At 65.7% G+C, this 16,399-nt stretch carries 17 protein-coding genes; 12 read left to right on the forward strand and 5 right to left on the reverse strand.

The features are described from left to right. The 4 genes from ACWEO7_RS34985 to ACWEO7_RS35000 all read left to right on the forward strand — a co-directional run. Positions 1-218: hypothetical protein (locus ACWEO7_RS34985; protein WP_452429619.1), on the forward strand; the 218-nt coding region annotated here is incomplete at its 5' end. Positions 219-314: 96 nt separating this feature from the next. Beyond that, on the forward strand, positions 315-1,223 hold the full coding sequence (locus tag ACWEO7_RS34990; protein ID WP_452429620.1) for a deazapurine DNA modification protein DpdA family protein: 909 nt from the start codon (positions 315-317) through the stop codon (positions 1,221-1,223). A 13-nt stretch (positions 1,224-1,236) separates the two neighbouring features. After that, positions 1,237-1,638, forward strand: a complete 402-nt coding sequence (locus ACWEO7_RS34995; RefSeq protein ID WP_452429622.1) for a hypothetical protein — start codon at positions 1,237-1,239, stop codon at positions 1,636-1,638. 107 nt (positions 1,639-1,745) lie between these two features. Beyond that, entirely contained in the window at positions 1,746-2,504 is a 759-nt protein-coding gene (locus ACWEO7_RS35000; RefSeq protein ID WP_452429624.1) for a hypothetical protein, read from the forward strand. 128 nt (positions 2,505-2,632) lie between these two features. Here the strand turns inward: ACWEO7_RS35000 and ACWEO7_RS35005 are convergent, their stop codons facing one another. Both ACWEO7_RS35005 and ACWEO7_RS35010 read right to left on the reverse strand, forming a co-directional pair. Continuing rightward, complete coding sequence (locus ACWEO7_RS35005; RefSeq protein WP_452429626.1) at positions 2,633-3,469, reverse strand: class I SAM-dependent methyltransferase; 837 nt, start codon at positions 3,467-3,469, stop codon at positions 2,633-2,635. 5 nt (positions 3,470-3,474) lie between these two features. Next, complete coding sequence (locus ACWEO7_RS35010) at positions 3,475-4,737, reverse strand: cytochrome P450 (protein WP_452429627.1); 1,263 nt, start codon at positions 4,735-4,737, stop codon at positions 3,475-3,477. A gap of 454 nt (positions 4,738-5,191) precedes the next feature. Here ACWEO7_RS35010 and ACWEO7_RS35015 point away from each other — a divergent pair, with 454 nt between their 5' ends. The 8 genes from ACWEO7_RS35015 to ACWEO7_RS35050 all read left to right on the forward strand — a co-directional run bounded on the left by ACWEO7_RS35015 (position 5,192) and on the right by ACWEO7_RS35050 (position 14,215). Continuing rightward, on the forward strand, positions 5,192-7,747 hold the full coding sequence (locus ACWEO7_RS35015) for a helix-turn-helix transcriptional regulator (RefSeq protein WP_452429629.1): 2,556 nt from the start codon (positions 5,192-5,194) through the stop codon (positions 7,745-7,747). A gap of 675 nt (positions 7,748-8,422) precedes the next feature. Beyond that, entirely contained in the window at positions 8,423-10,051 is a 1,629-nt protein-coding gene (locus tag ACWEO7_RS35020; protein WP_452429631.1) for an FAD-dependent monooxygenase, read from the forward strand. After that, positions 10,048-10,602 carry a hypothetical protein gene (locus ACWEO7_RS35025; RefSeq protein WP_452429633.1) on the forward strand — a complete coding sequence of 185 codons (555 nt, stop codon included), beginning with the start codon at positions 10,048-10,050 and terminating at the stop codon, positions 10,600-10,602. Before ACWEO7_RS35020 ends, ACWEO7_RS35025 begins: the two co-directional genes overlap by 4 nt. 146 nt (positions 10,603-10,748) lie before the next feature. After that, positions 10,749-11,309: a hypothetical protein gene (locus ACWEO7_RS35030; protein WP_452429635.1), complete on the forward strand. Its 561-nt coding sequence runs from the start codon at positions 10,749-10,751 to the stop codon at positions 11,307-11,309. Then, positions 11,309-11,848, forward strand: coding sequence for a DUF6545 domain-containing protein (locus tag ACWEO7_RS35035; RefSeq protein WP_452429637.1), 540 nt, complete (start codon positions 11,309-11,311; stop codon positions 11,846-11,848). The genes ACWEO7_RS35030 and ACWEO7_RS35035 overlap by 1 nt, the downstream gene beginning before the upstream one ends. A gap of 492 nt (positions 11,849-12,340) precedes the next feature. Further along, a complete protein-coding gene (locus tag ACWEO7_RS35040; RefSeq protein WP_452429639.1) occupies positions 12,341-12,889 on the forward strand; it encodes an LNS2 domain-containing protein in 549 nt (182 codons plus the stop codon). Positions 12,890-13,230: 341 nt separating this feature from the next. Then, positions 13,231-13,668: a DUF4189 domain-containing protein gene (locus ACWEO7_RS35045; protein ID WP_452429641.1), complete on the forward strand. Its 438-nt coding sequence runs from the start codon at positions 13,231-13,233 to the stop codon at positions 13,666-13,668. 361 nt (positions 13,669-14,029) lie between these two features. Continuing rightward, positions 14,030-14,215, forward strand: a complete 186-nt coding sequence (locus tag ACWEO7_RS35050; protein WP_280245267.1) for a DUF6374 family protein — start codon at positions 14,030-14,032, stop codon at positions 14,213-14,215. Positions 14,216-14,302: 87 nt separating this feature from the next. On the opposite strand, the gene ACWEO7_RS35055 is transcribed toward ACWEO7_RS35050, so the two are convergent. The 3 genes from ACWEO7_RS35055 to ACWEO7_RS35065 all read right to left on the reverse strand — a co-directional run. Next, the gene (locus tag ACWEO7_RS35055) at positions 14,303-15,520 is read right to left on the reverse strand and encodes a deazapurine DNA modification protein DpdA family protein (protein WP_452429643.1); all 1,218 of its coding nucleotides are present in this window, start codon (positions 15,518-15,520) and stop codon (positions 14,303-14,305) included. Continuing rightward, a complete protein-coding gene (locus tag ACWEO7_RS35060; protein ID WP_452429645.1) occupies positions 15,502-15,939 on the reverse strand; it encodes a VUT family protein in 438 nt (145 codons plus the stop codon). Before ACWEO7_RS35060 ends, ACWEO7_RS35055 begins: the two co-directional genes overlap by 19 nt. A gap of 154 nt (positions 15,940-16,093) precedes the next feature. Continuing rightward, the coding region (locus ACWEO7_RS35065; RefSeq protein ID WP_452429646.1) for a flavodoxin-dependent (E)-4-hydroxy-3-methylbut-2-enyl-diphosphate synthase at positions 16,094-16,399 on the reverse strand (306 nt) is incomplete at its 5' end.

The raw sequence follows: 16,399 nt of genomic DNA on the forward strand, positions 1-16,399 counted from the left end.
CACCCAGCATGCGCGGCGCCAACACCGGCTTCGCGGTCTCCCCCGACATCCACCAAGCCCTCACCGACCTCGCCCGCGCCCACAACTGCACCCTGCGGGAGCTGCGCAGGCCGGGCAGGCTCTTTGCCGCGGCAGCTCTGAAGATCGCGGGCAGCGCTGAATCGGCTGGGCGGCAGCGGTTCTCGGCACGCGAGCGAGACTGCCGACCCTTCCAGTAAATTGCGTGATTTGCGTTAAATGCGTACGATCCCAAGTGCAGAGTTTGTCGAGTGTGCCGCGCCTTCCGGCGAGGTCACCGGAGAGGAAGAGGCACGATGAGGTTCTTCTTGGGTTCGCACCGGCCTGCGTGGCTGGCGCGGATGGGGATTCCGTTGTTCGTCTCGGATCGGACGTTGCGCCGGTGTGCTCGGCTGCCGCGGGCGCTGGCTCCGTGGTCGCTGGATTCCGGTGGTGCATTCACCGAGCTACAGCGGTATGGCAGTTGGGATTTCGGGCCCTCGCCCGCGGAGTACGTCGATCGGGTGCGGGGCTATCGGGACGAGGTCGGGCAGTTGGCACTGGTCGCGCCCGCCGATTGGATGTGCGAGCCGTGGGTGCGTCTGGGCGGGGTGGTGGACGGAGTCGAGTTCGCGGGTACCGGCCTGAGCGTGGTGGAGCACCAGTGGCGGACGGTGGAGAACTTCTGCGAATTGCGTTCTCTGGCACCGGAGCTGCCGATCATGCCGGTGATCCAAGGGTGGTCGGTCGCCGATTACGTGCGGTGCGTGGAGATGTATGCCTGTTCGGGGGTGGATCTGGCGAGCGAGGCGCGGGTGGGGCTGGGTTCGGTGTGTCGGCGGCAGGGCACGCAGGAGGCCGCGGAGATCGTCGCGGCGGTGGTGGAGGCGGTGCCGGGGATCGCGCTGCATGCATTCGGGGTCAAGCAGGAGGGTTTGCGCCGGTATGGGGATTGGCTGGCCTCGGCGGACAGTCTCGCGTGGTCGTTTTCGGCGAGGTATTCGCCGCCGCTGGCGCGGTGCTCGCATAGGCGGTGTGTGAATTGTCCGTGGTACGCGCTGGAGTGGCGGTCGCGGCTGCTGGCGTCGCTGCCGAAGGCCGGGCCCGGGATTCAGGTGGGGTTGTTCGGATCGGCCGATCCGGGTGAGCAGAATGCGCGTCCGGGCGCTGTGAGCGTGGGAAGCGAGGTGTCGGGCAATGGTGATGGTTACCGGCTCATGGCGTGATGGCGGTGAGCGTGTGGGGGATCGAGAGCTTCGCGCCGTTCGCGGGGAAGTCGTGGCGCCGTTGGGCTACACGGTGGTGGTCCTCTTGCGGGAGGACGACGGGTCGGTGTTCGACGATTCGATGTCCTTCACGATGCTGAGCGAGGGCTTCGGTATTCCGGCGATGGGGGAGGTGCTGATGTTCGACGCCGAGGACGGCCGCGGGTTGCGGCTGGTGGTGACCGAGGTGTGTCACCGGTTCCGCGGCGCCCCGCCGCTGCGGGAGGTGGAGGTGATCGGTGAGCCGGCGAGCGCGATGGATGTCGCGACGGCGGTGGGGTTGCTCGGGGGTGGTCTGGCGGAGTGGGCAGCGCAGTTCCCGATGGTCGAGCTGCCGGTATTCGGTCCGGAGATGTTCGACGAGAGACGGAGGTGAGGTCGATGCCACGCATGTCGATGCTGGTCGCGGAAACCCGCGGGCCCGTGACGTGGCCGATGGTGGGGTTGCTCGAGGCGGTGCGTGATATGCGTAAGATGCATGACGTGTCTGAGCTGCGCCTGATCGATATCACCGAGCTGCGGAGAAAGCTGGCCGAGCAGGTGAAGAAGACCTACGAAGACGATGCCATCACCATCGTGGCGTGGTTCGACCAGCCCGGCGGGGTGTTGATGCCCATGGAGTCCTGGCATCTGGGGCAGCAGCGTCAGCCGGTGGACGAGATGCTGGTGGAGCGGATCGGCACGCGCGCCGGTCGGGACAAGCTTCGGGTACTCAAGGACGAGCTGCGGCGAGGCAAGCACACGATCATGACGATCTGGAGTGATGACCGGGCGGCGTTCGCCCCGTACGACTGGGCGCGGCGCGCGTTCCCCGAATGGGATCTGCCGGAGGTTCTGAAGGAGCCGCCGGCGGATAAGCGGCCGTCGAAGGACTGTGTGCAGGTGGTGTACCGCAAGTCGACCACGGCGCGGGATCTGCTGGCCGAGTTCGCCGATGCGCCGGATCCGCAGTGGGAGGTGGATCGGCGGCTCTCGGGTGGTCCTGGACGGATTCCGTCGGATCGGCGGGCCTGGCTGCGCGGGGTGGTGTATGTCGAGGACGGTGTGGTCGCTCGGGTGCGGGCGTTGGATCCGAAGGGCGCGTGGGAGGACGCGACCGACAACGACAAGGTGAGCCTGGCACCGGTGTCGGCTCCGCTGACGCGCGAGCAGGTCGAGCAGCGATTGCCGGGCTTGAGGATGTTCCCGGGAGATCAGCGGCTGGCGCCGCAGGGCGCGCCGCGCGAGTATGTCGATCTGTAGTCGTCGCGGCAGACCCCGGCTGCTGGGTGGGGAAGGGAGCGGTCGCGGGCCGTCTCCGCGGTAGTCACTGAAGGCGCCTTCGCGTAGGGGCCGTGGAGTTAGTTGGTCGTTTTGTGCGAGCGAGGACGTCACGCTGTGCGGGTATGAACCAGGTGCGGTCCCGAGTCAGTTGGGCGAGCGGCCGCGCGAACCCCGTACGTAGCAAGCAGTTCTGATGCGGAATGGTCATCGACTCGGTGGTAGCCGAAGGACAGCAGAGCGGTACGAATTTCGTCGGCGGTGAAGTATGTCTTCCACGGCTCTCCCGCGGCGGCGACCAGTGCGGCGCGATTGTGGAGTTGCCCGCTTGTGGGGTCGTCGGGTGAGGCGAGGGGGTAGAAGTAGTCGAAGACCAATTCCGAGGGGCCGTCGGCGATGTAGCGGAGGGTGTCGTCGACCGATTGCCTTGTCAGGTACACAGCGACACCGAGCCAGATGAACAGTGTGCGGCGGGTGCGGTCGAGGCCTGCTTCTGCCAGTGCGTCCGCGAGGGTGGATTGTTCGAAGTCGACCGGCACGAAGGTGAGCGACGCGGGGATCGGGATGTCGGCGTGGGCGAGCCGGTGGCGCTTGTAGTCCTGGGTGTCGGGGTGGTCGACTTCGAAGAACCGTACGTGGGTGCTGGTGTGGCGGTAGGCGGTGGTGTCGAGTCCGGCGCCGAGGATCACGACCTGGTCGGTTCCTGCGGCGGTGGCGGCGGCGATGGTGTCGTCGGCGTAGCGGGAGCGCGCCGCGATGAACAGCCTCCGCTGACGCACGAGTTCTGCGGATTGACCTTCATCGAAGCCCGCGGAGACCCAAGCGGATTGGTCGAGGATCCGCAGCGCCAGTGGATCGGTGAAGATCCGCGGCTGATCGATTACCTGGTGGCGGGCCCTGGCGGTGGCTACGAACAGCGCAGTCTTGCTCGGTTGTCCGGTGTGCATTCCGGTCACCTTCTCCTCGGTTGAGAACCTTGCGGCTGGGTCGGCGGAGTCCCGCTCGAGTTGGGCACGGTGAACACCACCGGCAGCGCCATGGGAGCTCGGTGGAAGAAGCCCGTCCGCCAGGTGAGCTGGTCGGCGGGGACGGCGAGCTTGATGTCGGGGGCCAGGTCGAGCAGGTAGTCGATCGCGTCCTGCGCGATCTGGTAGGCCATCGTGCGGGCCGGGCATGCGTGCGGGCCGGCGCTGAAGGCGAGATGGGACCGGTTGCCGGTGCGGTCGCCCTTGGTGACCGGATCGGCGTTGCAGGCGGCGATGCTGATGACGACGGGCTGGTGCGCGGGCAGCCAGGTGTTGCCGATCAGCATCGGCTGCCGCGGGTAGGTGGTGCAGAAGTTGGCCATCGGCGGGTTGTTGAACAGCACCTCGTCGAGGGCATCGCGGGTGGATAGGCTTCCGCTGAGCAGGCTGCCGCCGAATCGGTCGTCGGTGAGCATCAGCAGCAGGGTGTTGAGAATCAGGTTGCGCGCGGCTTCGATGCCCGCGCCGTAAAAGCTCATCACCTGGGCCACGACTTCGCTGTCGCCCAGGTTGTTGCGATGCTCGATCAGCCGCGTGGTCATGTCGTCGCCGGGCTGTGCGCGCTTGTGTCGCACCAGATCGCTCAGCGCTGTGGTGAGCATTTCCATGCCCGGCTCTGATTCAGAGGTGCTGTTGAAGCGTGCGGCCATGCCAGCGGCGACCCGCTGCCCGATGTCGTCCGGGCAGCCGAGTGCCTGGTTGAGCACGGCGAATACGAGCGGGAACGCATACTGGCTCCCGAGTTCGGCGCGGCCTGTGGTGATCCAACTCTCGACCAGTGGGGTGGCGAGCTTTTCGACGGTGTCATGCAGTGCGTGCAGGTCGACCTTGTCGATGGCTGCGGCGGATACCTGGCGGTACCGGGTGTGCTCGTGTCCGTCGGTGTAGCGGGCGGCGGGATACCACTCCATCATGGGCCGCAGCGGGGAGTGGTCGGGGACGGTCTGTTGCCAGGCACGCGGATCGTGCAGGAAGTGGTCGGGGTCGTTGAGGATGCGCACAGCGGTGGCGTGGTCGAGCACGAGGGTGCCGGGTATGCCGGGCGCCAGCTCGACCGGTGCCAGCGGCCCGTACTTCTGCCGCATCGCTTCGTACGCCGCGTGCGGGTCGCGGGTGAACGCTTCGGCGTAGAGCGGAAAACGGTCGCCGTCGTCCGTGTCGACAGGAGACCCATGGACGGGACAGCTCAATATAATTCCCCTTTTTAGACAGCGCCTCGGACGCGTACGTGCCTGTATTCGGTCTCGTCGCTCTCGTGATGCCATTGTTTCGGCAGCAGCACAGGACTGTGCCACACCCATCGACGCTGCCGGAATAGGCGACTACTCAAAAAGTACCCATAACAAGCGGATTCGTTTTCGTGTCGCTTCACACCAGGGTCGACAACCGCTCGATAGGGAAGAACTGAACAACAAATGCCGATTGAAAGCCCTGCGTGCTGCGCTTTCGGGGCGTCAGAACCTCGATGAGGACAGAATCGGTCGGCCCGCTTCCAACACCGGCGAGGCAAGCAATACCCATAAGCCGCTACAGGCATGGGTATCTACCCATGAACTACCCATGCGCTACCCACTCACGGCGTAGGACGGTGCTGGTGACAATTGTTCGGATACCGTTTGGCCTCTTTGGGGTTATAGTCACTGTGTGACCAGACCCGGGGTGGGGAGCGAAGTTCCGGCACAGGGCCAGCAGATCGTCGGACGCGAAGAGGACCTGGCCCTGATCAGCAGTCTGTTGAAGGCCCGATCCGATCGGATGATCACCCTGGTGGGCCCGGGGGGCATCGGGAAAAGCCGGCTGGGGGCCGAGGCCGCCCGCGAGGCGCGTGCTCGTGGTGTTCAGGTGCACTGGGTGCGCCTGGCACGACTGCCCAAGGATGCGGATTACGCGGCAGTGGAGCGGGAAGTCGCGTCGGCGGTGGTCAGAAACGACTACTCCCACCGAGATACGTGGCAAGCGCTGGTCGACACGCTCGACCAAACAGAGAAGTCCGGTCGCCCTCGGCCCGTTGTCCTTGTGCTGGACAACTGCGAACACGTTCTCAGCGGTCTGCAGCTGTTGATTCCGGCTCTGCTGGATACGATCCCGGAGCTGATCATCATGGCTACCAGCACCGGACCGACCGGCTGGACCGATGAGCGCCTGGTCCCGGTGCGCCAACTGCGCGAAGCCGACGCAGTGACACTGTTCAAGTTGCGCGCCGAGCGCAGCGGCTGTGCGCCGATCGCGCCGGACGAAGAAGGGATGGTGGCCGAGATTTGCGCCCATGTCGGCCGCAATCCGCTGTTCATTCAATTGGCGGCTGCCCGGCTGCGACACCAATCACTGGTGAGCCTGCGTGCCGAGGTCACCGGGCGGGCAGACGACAAGCGGATGGAGTGGACAGCCGGTGCGAGGGCCGCAGTCGAGGACCGTCATCTCGGCATCACCAACGTCATCGCCTGGTCGCATGGACTGTTGTCGGAGCGGGAAAAGCTGCTCTGGGAACGAATGTCGGTGTTTGCCGCAGGAGGCGATACCGAAGGCGACACCGCCAGCACCGCGCAGGTAGGGGCGGAGCTCGAGGCGATCGTAGCCATCTGCGGTGACGAGCAGCAGGCCGACGCCGACGAGCAGGTAACGCTGCCCCGCCGCGAGATCAAAATGCTCCTGGAGGGGCTGGTCGAGAAGTCGCTGGTCACCAACCACATCACCTCCACCACCGTGCGGTACTCGATGGTGGAGAGCCTGCGGCTGTTCGCGCGAGACCGGCTCACAGAGCGCGGCGCGGACGAGCGGTGTCGCCTGTCGCGCCGGCACCTGCACTACTACCGGGATCAGGTCGGCGATGCAGCGCGCCATTGGTTCGGCCCGGCTGAGCGCCAGCTGCTGGACTGGGCCACCGCGGCGTGGGGCAACATCGTCACTGCGATCGAGACCAGCATCGATTCGGGGGAGGCCGACGCGGGCCTGGAAATCTGCATCGGACTGATCCAACTGCGGCTGCCCTTCTTCTTCGGTTCGATCCGCGAGTTCCGGCGGTGGACCGAGCGGTGTCTGGACGCGAGCGCGAAGTTGACACCGCAGCCGGAAGACCGGCAGCTGGCGGCGAAATCCGCACTCGCGTGGATGCTCGTACGGCAGGGACAAAGCGACGACGCAACACGCCTGCTCGCCGAATGCATCACCGCCTGTGTCCCGGACGCCGGGAACTGGCGGAGCGATCCCGCATCCGTCGAGGGACTGCCCGCCATCCTCGACTTGGCCTTGGGGACGCTGAGTTTCATGTCCGCCCGCGATCCTTCGGCCGTCGATGTGCTGTTGCGGTCACGTGGAAAGTTCCACGAGGACGGAAACCACGGCGCTGCTGTCCTTGCCGGGATGTTCGCCGGCTTGGCCGCGGCCACGCTCGACGAGACCGGGAAGCGCGCTTGTGAGATCTCCACCGACACAGTGGAGCGCTCACGGCAATCGAAAGCGCCGTGGGTGGAGTCCTGGGCGTTGCTGGCCTTGGCCGTTACGCGGCTCCGGCATGGGGATCCCGCCGAGGCAGCAGAGATACTGCGCGGCACGCTCGCGCTGCAAATGGAGGTGGGTGATCAGTGGGGCGCAGCATGGTCGGTCGAGCTGCGGTGCTGGGCTCTGGCGGCGATGATCAACGTCGGCACCACCGACCGTGAGCGAGTCGCGACCGAACTGGCCTACCTCGCAGGCGGACTCAAAACGCTCCGGTCCAGACTGGGCGTCGATATCGACGCCATGGGAACCTTCGCGGACCAATGCCATGAGGCGACCAAAACCGCCCGGGGAGTACTCGGCGATGTCACCTTCATCGCCCGGATGAACCGAGGCGCCCAACAACTGGACCCGGCCACCCACGATGTGCACCTGCTGGCACTGGGTGAACTGACCCTCGACCCAGACCCCACGGATTCGAAGTCCGTCACCGATCCGGCAGCGGCGCCCTGGGACAGTCTGACTCGGGCAGAGAAGGAAGTCGCACGTTTGGTCGCAGCCAATTGGCAAAATGCCCGAATCGCCCGAAGCCTCGACAAGTCGGTGCGCACCGTGGAAAAACAGGTAGCGGCCATACTCGACAAATTGGGCGTCTCCTCGCGAAGCCACGTGCACGAATATGTCCCCGCACAGCACAAGCCCCGTCCGGAGCAGGTCGGCATGCCGTACGCGGTCAGGCGCCCCAGCGCCCGGCGTTCGAGGTAATAATTCGGGCCCCTCGGCGCGTATCTACTCACTCGGGTGACGCCCCTGCGGGGGCTTCGTGCACATCGCGAGGCTCGATGACATGTGCACCCCTGCTTCGGTATTCGCCGTGGCGCCGATAAATTCCCCTGACGCCGTCGATCATCTGCGTGCAGCCGCAGCTGCAGCTCTGACGATTGGGGATTACACCGACGTTCATTGGCCGATCTGCGGCTCCAGATCGGATTTCGTGCCGTCGCTCGGTCCGTGGCCGGGCCATTATGTCTTCATCGCCACGAAGTTGGCATCAGCAGGCAGGCCGGTTCCACCGAATACTCAATATACCCATGCCCGCTAGCTGATCGACCGCGGCGGTTGCGGGGCTGCCACCGCGATACACGAATTTTGGGCACTTTGACCGCCCTGTCCGCGACCCAAAAGACCAGGTTGACGGGGTGATACATGCGGCATGGGTGAATTGCGGGTGGGTGGCTTTTGGGTAGCGCGTGGGTATTCGCCTATTCCGAATCGATCGGGACTATGTGACAGTCGTGTCCTCACGGCAAGGCCATCTCCAGCAGGAACTCGCAATCAGGATGATGTAGTACAGGCTTTTCACTTTCGACGACTAGATGAACCTCCGAACCGGTTGCTCACCGCATCTCCGGTAGTCCGGCATGGCACGAAGGAATTTCCATGTCTCAATCCCTCACTTCGCCTGATCTGGTCTACATTGTAGGCGCTGGCCCCACCGGATTGACCCTCGCCAACGAATTGGCGTCTCGCGGGGTGCCATGCCGCCTGTTCGACAAGAGGTCCGGCCACGCCGAAACCTCCCGCGCGTTCACGATTCAGCCTCGAACCGGAGAGGGTTACGCGCGTGGAAGCGGAAGGTGCATGGAGCATCTTCTCGCTGTCGGCAAGAAGCACCGAGGCTTGGCGTTCCACCTCCGTGGCGTCGAGGACGTCGAATACTTGGATTTCACCGAGCTGGAGGATCGGTACGCGACTCCGTTTCCGCACATCCTCATCGTCGAGCAGAACGACACCGAGGCCGTGCTGCGGGAGGAGTTCGCCAGGCTCGGCGGTGTTATCGAGTGGAATACCGAACTGGTGGACCTCTCGACCGACGGCGACGGCCGGATCACCGCGGTCCTGCACCACACCGACAGCAGCGGCAGCGGTCTGGAGGTGGTTCACCCCGACTGGCTGGTGGGCTGCGACGGGGTGAACAGCACCGTCCGGGAGCTGGCCGGGTTCGGCTTCGAGGGTACCGACTACACCGGCATGCGGTTCCGGATGATGGACGTCGAGGTGTCTAATCCCTACCCCGGCAGCAAGAAGTGGATCGACTACTGGATCGACCCCAACCACATGCTGCTCACCACGGCGCTGCCGAGCGGGTACCGCGTCCTGATCAGCGATATGCGCGACGCTCCTCGGGCTGAAGCCCAACCCGATCCCATTGCCGCACGCGATTCGTTCCAGCCGGTGGTCTCTTCCTGGTTGCCCGATACGCGCCTCGGCGTTCCCAAGTGGTGCACCGAGTTCGACATCTGGAGGAGGACCGCGAGCGGATATCGCCGCGGCCGGATCCTGCTGGCCGGCGATTCCGCGCACATCTATAGCCCCGCGGCCGGGATGGGGATGAACACCTGCATCCAGGACGCGTTCAACCTCGGCTGGAAACTGGCGGCCGTGGCCACCGGTCGCGCCTCGGCAGCGCTGCTGGACACCTACCAGGATCAACGGCTTCCGATCGCCGGTCAGGTGGGCGAGGCCAGCCACCTGCTGCATCTGATCATGATGGCGCACGGGAATTCGATCGACGCCCGTCGCGAGATCCTTGCGCGGCCCGGATTCCACGGTGAGGCGGCCGCTCTGATCGCTGGGTTGACCTACCACTACCGCGGCCTGATCGCGCAGCCGCCGGGGTTGACACCCATCCTCGGCGGTCTCACCCCGGGGGACCGGGCGCCCGACGCGCGCATCACTTCGACGACGAGCGTGCACAACCTGCTGGCTCACCCAGGCTCCACCTTGCTCGTGCTGCAGTCCGACCCGGATTCCACGGTGGGCGCCGATGTCGTCGCGGCCGCCGCGCCCCTCCGCGATCTGGTCCGGACTACTGTGATCACCCCGCCAGGGACGACTGCTCCGCCGTGTGGTCTGACAGCGCAGGACTCGCAGGTCTTCGACCGCTACGGCCATCCCCATGAGGACACGCTGTGTCTGGTCCTGCCCGACGGATACATCGGCATGCGGGGTCTGGCGTCCGATCGGAAGACGCTGCGCACCACACTCGAGGCGGCGGTGTTGACATGATCTCCGATATCCGGCGCCGTGCGCCTTCCTCTGGTGCGTTGTTGCTCGCCGGCAGAGCCGAAGGATGTCGTTCACCCATCGAAGGCAGTTGCCGCGACGAGCGGGCGGTCGAGCCGATTCTGTCCGAGTACACGGCATGGGGACCGTTGCCGTTGAGCACGCTGGCGGCCCGGCGCGCTCACCCGGTGGTCATCGGCCTGCTGCGCTCGGATCGGCACGGCTTCAGGAATCGGGAGCTCGCGCGTGGTGTCGAGGAGGCGGAGGAGCGGGCGATGCGACTGATGGCCGACCGGAATCGGTGGCGGATGGTGACTGTGTTGCGTCTGCCGCTACCCAGCGGTGAGATCGCCGACCCGATCGAGCATCTGCTGGCGCAGGTGCGTGACCGTGGCGCCGACGCGGTGGCGGTGTCCAACCGTATGTATCTGACCGATCTGCGCGGACGCGACTGCTTGGAGAGGGTGCGCCGGGAGTGCTTCGTCGCGACGAGCTGCCCAGAGCAACTGTGGCCCTGCACCGGCGGTGTGGCAGCGGTTGCTCCGAGGTCGTAGTCATGCTCGCCCCATGCAGCCGCTCGACACCGCGACAGCGACCTCGCCACCGGCGTGCTGGACGGTGGTGATCGCGGATGTCTGGATGGGAAACGGTGTGCATGGGTGCCGCGGCAATCAGCCCTGGGCTCGCCACGCTCGCTGGTATGGCATCGACCAGGCATGGTGCGGCGCGCGAGGGCTTCGAGGTTGCGGGGCTTTCTGCGCGGCTACGACGGCGGCCGTCGACACGTTCGCGACTGGAGTCGCTTGCCAGCACTTTGCAGCTGCGAAATGGTTGGGACGTCGAAGAACTCGTCTCCTCGGTGGAGCGGATCCGTGGGCGCAGGATCGTGCGAGCACCACTGCCCGATAGTGCGCCGGTCGGATTATGCGGGTTGTGGCTGGCCGGTGAGGCTGACGACGTTGTGCTGTTTCGCCCCTCATCGGATCCGTTGATGGAGCGTCACGTGGTCGCTCATGAACTTGCTCATATGCTGCTCGAGCACGGGCGCAAGACCTCACCGGGAGAGCTGGCGACGTTGCTGGTCGGTCTGGACGTGGGCCGTGGGCTCGGATCGAATGCGTCGATGGTGCAGACGGCTCGCGGGGCCAGCGCCTACGACGATGACCGTGAATACGAAGCGGAGCTTCTGGCGACTTTGATCGAGACCGGAGGCCGCAGGAAAGGCATCCTGCGGCGTTATCGCACAGCGTCGGCGTTCTGATGTGGAGGCGGCTCGCCGATTGGCTGCTGGTCCTGTCGGTGGGGCGCGCGATGCTGCAGCTGCTGCGCCTGGATAAGGAATCCCGTGCGCTGCGCCGCCTGGATCCGGTATGGCGGGACTTGACCGCGGCGACGCCTGGAGTCGTGTTGACCTTGCGCCCCGGCGACCGGCGCGGCGCATCGACCGCTGAACGCCTGCATCGGCGCCGAGTGGAGATTCTGGATGCGGCGTCGATCGTCGGCCGATGGGCGGCGCCCTTGCCGGATGTCCTCGATCAGCTGATCGAGGACAGCGAACTGCCCGAATGCGATCAAGAGGCGTTGCGTAGCGTGCTGGAGCTTGCGTGCGCGGCGTGGCGGCTGGCCGCGATCGGAGGAGCGCACCGGGCGGGGGACCTGCCCCTGAGCCACTATCGCGTACCGGAGCTGAAAACGCTTGTACGGCTGTGGCAAACGGCGCGAGACCTGGCCGATCGCGCCTACGAGCCGGAAAGCGCATCGACAAGCCTCGATGCTGTGCATTTCAGGCACTCTGGCTGAACGACACCTGATCTTCGACTCCCGGACGGCCACCGGACCCGCTACGCCGGTTGAACCGGTTCGGCGTGTAGCGGTGCAGCCCCCTGGGTGTGCGGTGGTCGTCCGCGGCAGCGACAGAAGAAGCTCGGGTGGAGTTCGCCGAGGCGGCCGGGGGAGGATGGATCGGCCGGTTGTCGACGGGCTGCTCGGATGTGCCGACCGATCGCCGCGCTGGGTTGCGGGCTATGGTGCGCGGATCGACGGTGTGGTGGTGTCGGCGCGAGGTCGACCTGGACCGGCGAATGCGTCGAGGTGGTGTGCCTGGGCGCGGCAAGTCCCCTTGCTGTCGGCCCGTCGAGCCAGGCTCGGGGATGGGGCGAGGTGTCGTTGCCGAATCGCCGCGAGAGTATGTGGACTTGTGATGTGACGGCCGCGGCCGGCTGCAGCCGGTGCATAGTGGTGAGCAGGTAGTGTGCGGTGAGGATGGCCTCAGACAGGCAGGGGTTGGCAGCGATGTCCAGGTCTTTCAAGGCGGTCGTGTTCAATGTGGTCGGTTCATTGGCGGACATGAGTCTGTATGCCGATGTGCTCGATTCGGGTCGGGATGCGCGGGCTTGGGAGGCGTTCTTCGCCCGGATTCCGGACGCGAAGGTGGTCGAAGCCCATCGGGATCTGGTGTGGGCGGTGGCGGATCTGGGCTATTCGCCTGTCTATTCGTCAATGTGTCCGATGTTCACGGCGGCGGACACACGGGGCTGGCTGACGGTGCACGAGTTCCCGGAGGGACCGGTGCTGTTTCGGCGCGGCGGCGATCGGTCGGCGGCGCCGCGGATCAAGCGGGGACACTGCGCAGCGGTGACGCTGCAAGGCCAGCGGTGGCTGCGCGGGTTCGTCGACCACGATCTGGATGTGGTGCGCTATCTGCGGAATCAGAAGATCCCCAGCCACACCTTCGAATACCCGCTAGGCCTGCGGATCGGGGAATTACGCGCCGAACTCGAGGAACGCGCCTTCGACGTCCGGCCTTCGACGAATCCTTATCGCGGCTGCGTCAGTGCGTAGTCGGCGGCCGCCGAAGACGGCTGGTTCGGCGTGAGGCGCGGCCAGGAACTTCCGATAAGTTTCCTTTGACATTCCAATCGGAGTCCAATAGATTTCTTCTGAGCGGCTTGGTCTCGGTCCGCCGAGGGCGGGCACCTTGCCGGGAGGGAGAGAGTGGTGAACGCACGGCGTCGAGTCGGCGGTGGGGCCGTGGACTTCTGATTCGTCCCTCGAGTGCTCCGACGTGCTGCCGAATCAGCGGTCCCTTGCGTGTGCCACTGCGTTCTGCTGCGCGGTAAGTGGGCGCGGCCAGAACGGCTCGTCCGCTCGTAGTAGCCGGAATTTCTCAGGAAAGAAATGTGATGATGTCTGTGGCTCGAAAGCTGTCCATTGCCCTGCTCGCTGGAGCTGCGTCCGTGGCCGTCGTCGGCGGCGGAGCGGCGCATGCGGAGGGCAATCAGTTCGGGGCGATCGCTGTGGAGAAGTCTCCTACCCCGTTTGGTGCGACGATCTTCTACGGATCGCATGGCCCCACCCCCGAAATCGCCAGGGAGGCCGCGGCTTCCAGGTGCGGCTCGGAGTCGGGCAACCCCGAAGCGGTATGCGATCTGATCACGTGGTCCAACGCGTGCGTAGCGGCTGCTACGCGGGGTGTGGATCTGCAGTGGGCCGAGGGGCCGAATCGCGACGTCGCCATTGCGAACGCGTTGGGTCTGTCCAACGCGGTCGGTGCTACCGGCAGTGCTATCCCGCTTCCTGCGGCGATCAGTTACGTCGCCTGCACTCCGAGTGTGGAGTGACAGACCGAATCGAGCACTGTCGCTGCTCGCGTGAGGTCCGGCTGCCGATTTTGCCGGGCAGTAGATCGGTTGTGGTCGCGCGGCCGTAGTGATTGCGGCGAGGGCGCGGCACGGTGAACTTCGTTTCTGCGTCGGCGCCCCGTGGGTCGAATCGAACCGCGGGGCGCTGCGTCGGTTTCAGAAGCGGGAGGGGCACGAGTGTGGGCGTGGAGCAGAACGGTCGCCGAGTACGCCGCGGTGGCGGCGTTGACCCGTCGGCGTGTCGTCGACGGTGCTGAGCCGAAGTACAGCGAGGCCGCAGACGCGGAATGGTCAGCTGATCCGGACGCTGATGGTTCGTTCGATATGAAGTAGTCCAGTTATGCAGAAGCCAACGCCTATTGGTTCTGCTGAGCGGCAGATCGGTGATGTGCGGCGCGCGTTGCTCGATGCGGCGGCGTTCGGCAAGGTGATCTCGCCTGATCAGCTCGAACACATGGCGGGCAAGCTCTTGACGGCGCTGAAGGCCCTCCAGCTTGCCGCATCGCACACGGACTCGGATCAGTGAGGATGTGATGGTCTGGCGCGGTGCCGCGGTCACACCTCACCTCGAGGCTTGTTCGGCCGGCAGCCAGGGGTCGGATACGGGCCGGGATCATGCGATATCGAACAGCGTTGGGTTGATAGAGCCGGATTGCTGAGGTCGGTCGCCACTGGCGTGGTCAGGTTGCGCCTGCTCTGCGGCGACGAGGTTGGCGATGATGTGGTCGGCTGCGGCACGGGTGGCGGGGTCGGTGTCGACGCCCCATCGCTGGCGCAGCGTCCGGATTTCGTCGAGGACCGAGCTTGGGTCGGGTTCGGCGATGATCTGTTTGACGCGGGCCGGGCTCACGTCCATGAGGGCGGCTATGGCGCGGACAGTCATGCCGTCGCGGTGGGCGTGCCGAATGCTGAGGTCATGCTCGAGGACAGCGACTGCGTCCCGGAACCGCCAGAGCGCCAGGCGCTGGGCGGCACGAGCGATCGCGTCGGGTTTTCTGGACACTGTGGCCCTCCGAGGTGCGGCGGTTCGGGTGGCGTGCCCGGCGAGTGAAGCCAAGACGCGTTGGCGCCAGTGAAAGGCCCAGCGGATGCAATTGGTGCAGGTCTTGTGGCCGGTGCAGCCGGGCAGCAGGATGCGTCGTATCCTGGCGCCGTCGGACCAGCCCATGCTGTCGGACGATGTCAGGAGCGAGCCGTAGCGGCCTAGGCCTGCGGTTTTGATTCCGTAACCGTGGAGCCTGATTCCTGGTACGGCCTCGGTGATCGCGGCGATGATCTCGGCGGCTTCGATGGTGCTCTGGCGGCGACACACACTGCCCACGGCGACAGTGGGTTCGGCGGCCAGATCGATGCCCGCTTTGTCGTAGAGGTCGATGCACCGCTCATATTCGGTGCGGCGGTAGCCCTGAATTGTCGGAATGAATGGCAGATCCGGAGCGAGCGATCGTAGGTCGATGAGGTTGCCGACGGTGCGGTGCAGGTGTTCCTCGGTGGATAGTCCGGTGCCGGCGAAGTGGACCCGACCGACCTGGCCGCCGTGGATGATCCATGGCTCGACCATCCAGTCCATCGGGGCGGCCCAGACGATCCCGATCTCCTCGACGTAGCGGCGCACCCGCTCGACGTACCCGCGCGCTGTGGTGGAGACCCAGCCGCCGTGCTTCTGCAACTCGCTGAAGGCACCGGAGTCGATGGCGACTTCGCCGAGCGCACGCGGCAGAGTTTTGCGTTTGCGCAAGCGGACGTCGCTGATGAACAGGGGCTCGGCGGTGAGGGTGGCCCAATGCGGCTGGTGAACTCCGAGAAAGAATTTCATCGTGTGGCCGTCCATGTTCTTCGAGCCCGGATCACGAGGCTTGCGGCGATGACGCCGTAGGCTTTGCCCAGCACCTGCCCGGGTAGCAGTGCTATCGATCCGAATGCGATCTGCAGGAACAGCACTGAATCGAGCAGCGCGCCGGCGATGCCGCCGAGTAGCACCGCGCGCGTCCAGCGTGGTGCGAGCCAGGTGAACACGAGGAAGTCGATGAACTCGCTGATGGCGAACGCGACCGCTGATGCTGTTGCGACTGCCGGGCTTGCTACTGCGTAGGAGACGACGGCGCCGATCACCAGGACCGTCAGTGCGGTGGGTATTCCCCATAGCCATTGCACTGCGTCGCGTAGCACCAGCGCCGGGCCGAGCAGGAGTACTCCCGCTGGCGCTTGCAGGCCGAATCCGGCGTTCACCGTCCCGACTTGCTCGATCAACCAGTTGACGACAACGACCGACCCGAGATAGGCAGCGAGGACACCGAGTGCAGATGCGGTTCGTTTGGGAGGCAGGACAGGGGCGCGAGCGGTTGTGCGGTGCCGGAGTGGTTGGTCGGCCATTACCGTGCTCTGCCTGATACCGGATACCTGGTCAGATCGCGATCTGCGGCAGGTTCGACGGCGCGGTTGACTCCGAGGGCTTCGGTTCGCCGGTGCCTGCGTCCTCGCCCATCTCCTCGGCGATGCGCATCGCCTCTTCGATGAGCGTCTCCACGATCTGCGCCTCCGGGACGGTCTTGATGACCTCGCCCTTGACGAAGATCTGGCCCTTGCCGTTGCCGGAGGCCACACCCAGATCCGCCTCGCGCGCCTCGCCGGGACCGTTCACGACACAGCCCATCACGGCCACCCGCAGCGGCACCGCCATGCCCTCCAGGCCCGCGGTCACCTCGTTGGC

Source organism: Nocardia sp. NPDC004260, assembly GCF_053603155.1.

Excerpts from the sequence above, each read along its gene's own strand:
- ACWEO7_RS34990 (WP_452429620.1), top strand. The coding sequence starts at position 315 with ATGAGGTTCTTCTTGGGTTCGCACCGGCCTGCGTGGCTGGCGCGGATG.
- ACWEO7_RS35005 (WP_452429626.1), bottom strand. The coding sequence starts at position 3,469 with ATGCACACCGGACAACCGAGCAAGACTGCGCTGTTCGTAGCCACCGCC.
- ACWEO7_RS35020 (WP_452429631.1), top strand. The coding sequence starts at position 8,423 with ATGTCTCAATCCCTCACTTCGCCTGATCTGGTCTACATTGTAGGCGCT.
- ACWEO7_RS35025 (WP_452429633.1), top strand. The coding sequence starts at position 10,048 with ATGATCTCCGATATCCGGCGCCGTGCGCCTTCCTCTGGTGCGTTGTTG.
- ACWEO7_RS35030 (WP_452429635.1), top strand. The coding sequence starts at position 10,749 with ATGGCATCGACCAGGCATGGTGCGGCGCGCGAGGGCTTCGAGGTTGCG.
- ACWEO7_RS35035 (WP_452429637.1), top strand. The coding sequence starts at position 11,309 with ATGTGGAGGCGGCTCGCCGATTGGCTGCTGGTCCTGTCGGTGGGGCGC.
- ACWEO7_RS35040 (WP_452429639.1), top strand. The coding sequence starts at position 12,341 with ATGTCCAGGTCTTTCAAGGCGGTCGTGTTCAATGTGGTCGGTTCATTG.
- ACWEO7_RS35045 (WP_452429641.1), top strand. The coding sequence starts at position 13,231 with ATGATGTCTGTGGCTCGAAAGCTGTCCATTGCCCTGCTCGCTGGAGCT.
- ACWEO7_RS35050 (WP_280245267.1), top strand. The coding sequence starts at position 14,030 with ATGCAGAAGCCAACGCCTATTGGTTCTGCTGAGCGGCAGATCGGTGAT.
- ACWEO7_RS35055 (WP_452429643.1), bottom strand. The coding sequence starts at position 15,520 with ATGGACGGCCACACGATGAAATTCTTTCTCGGAGTTCACCAGCCGCAT.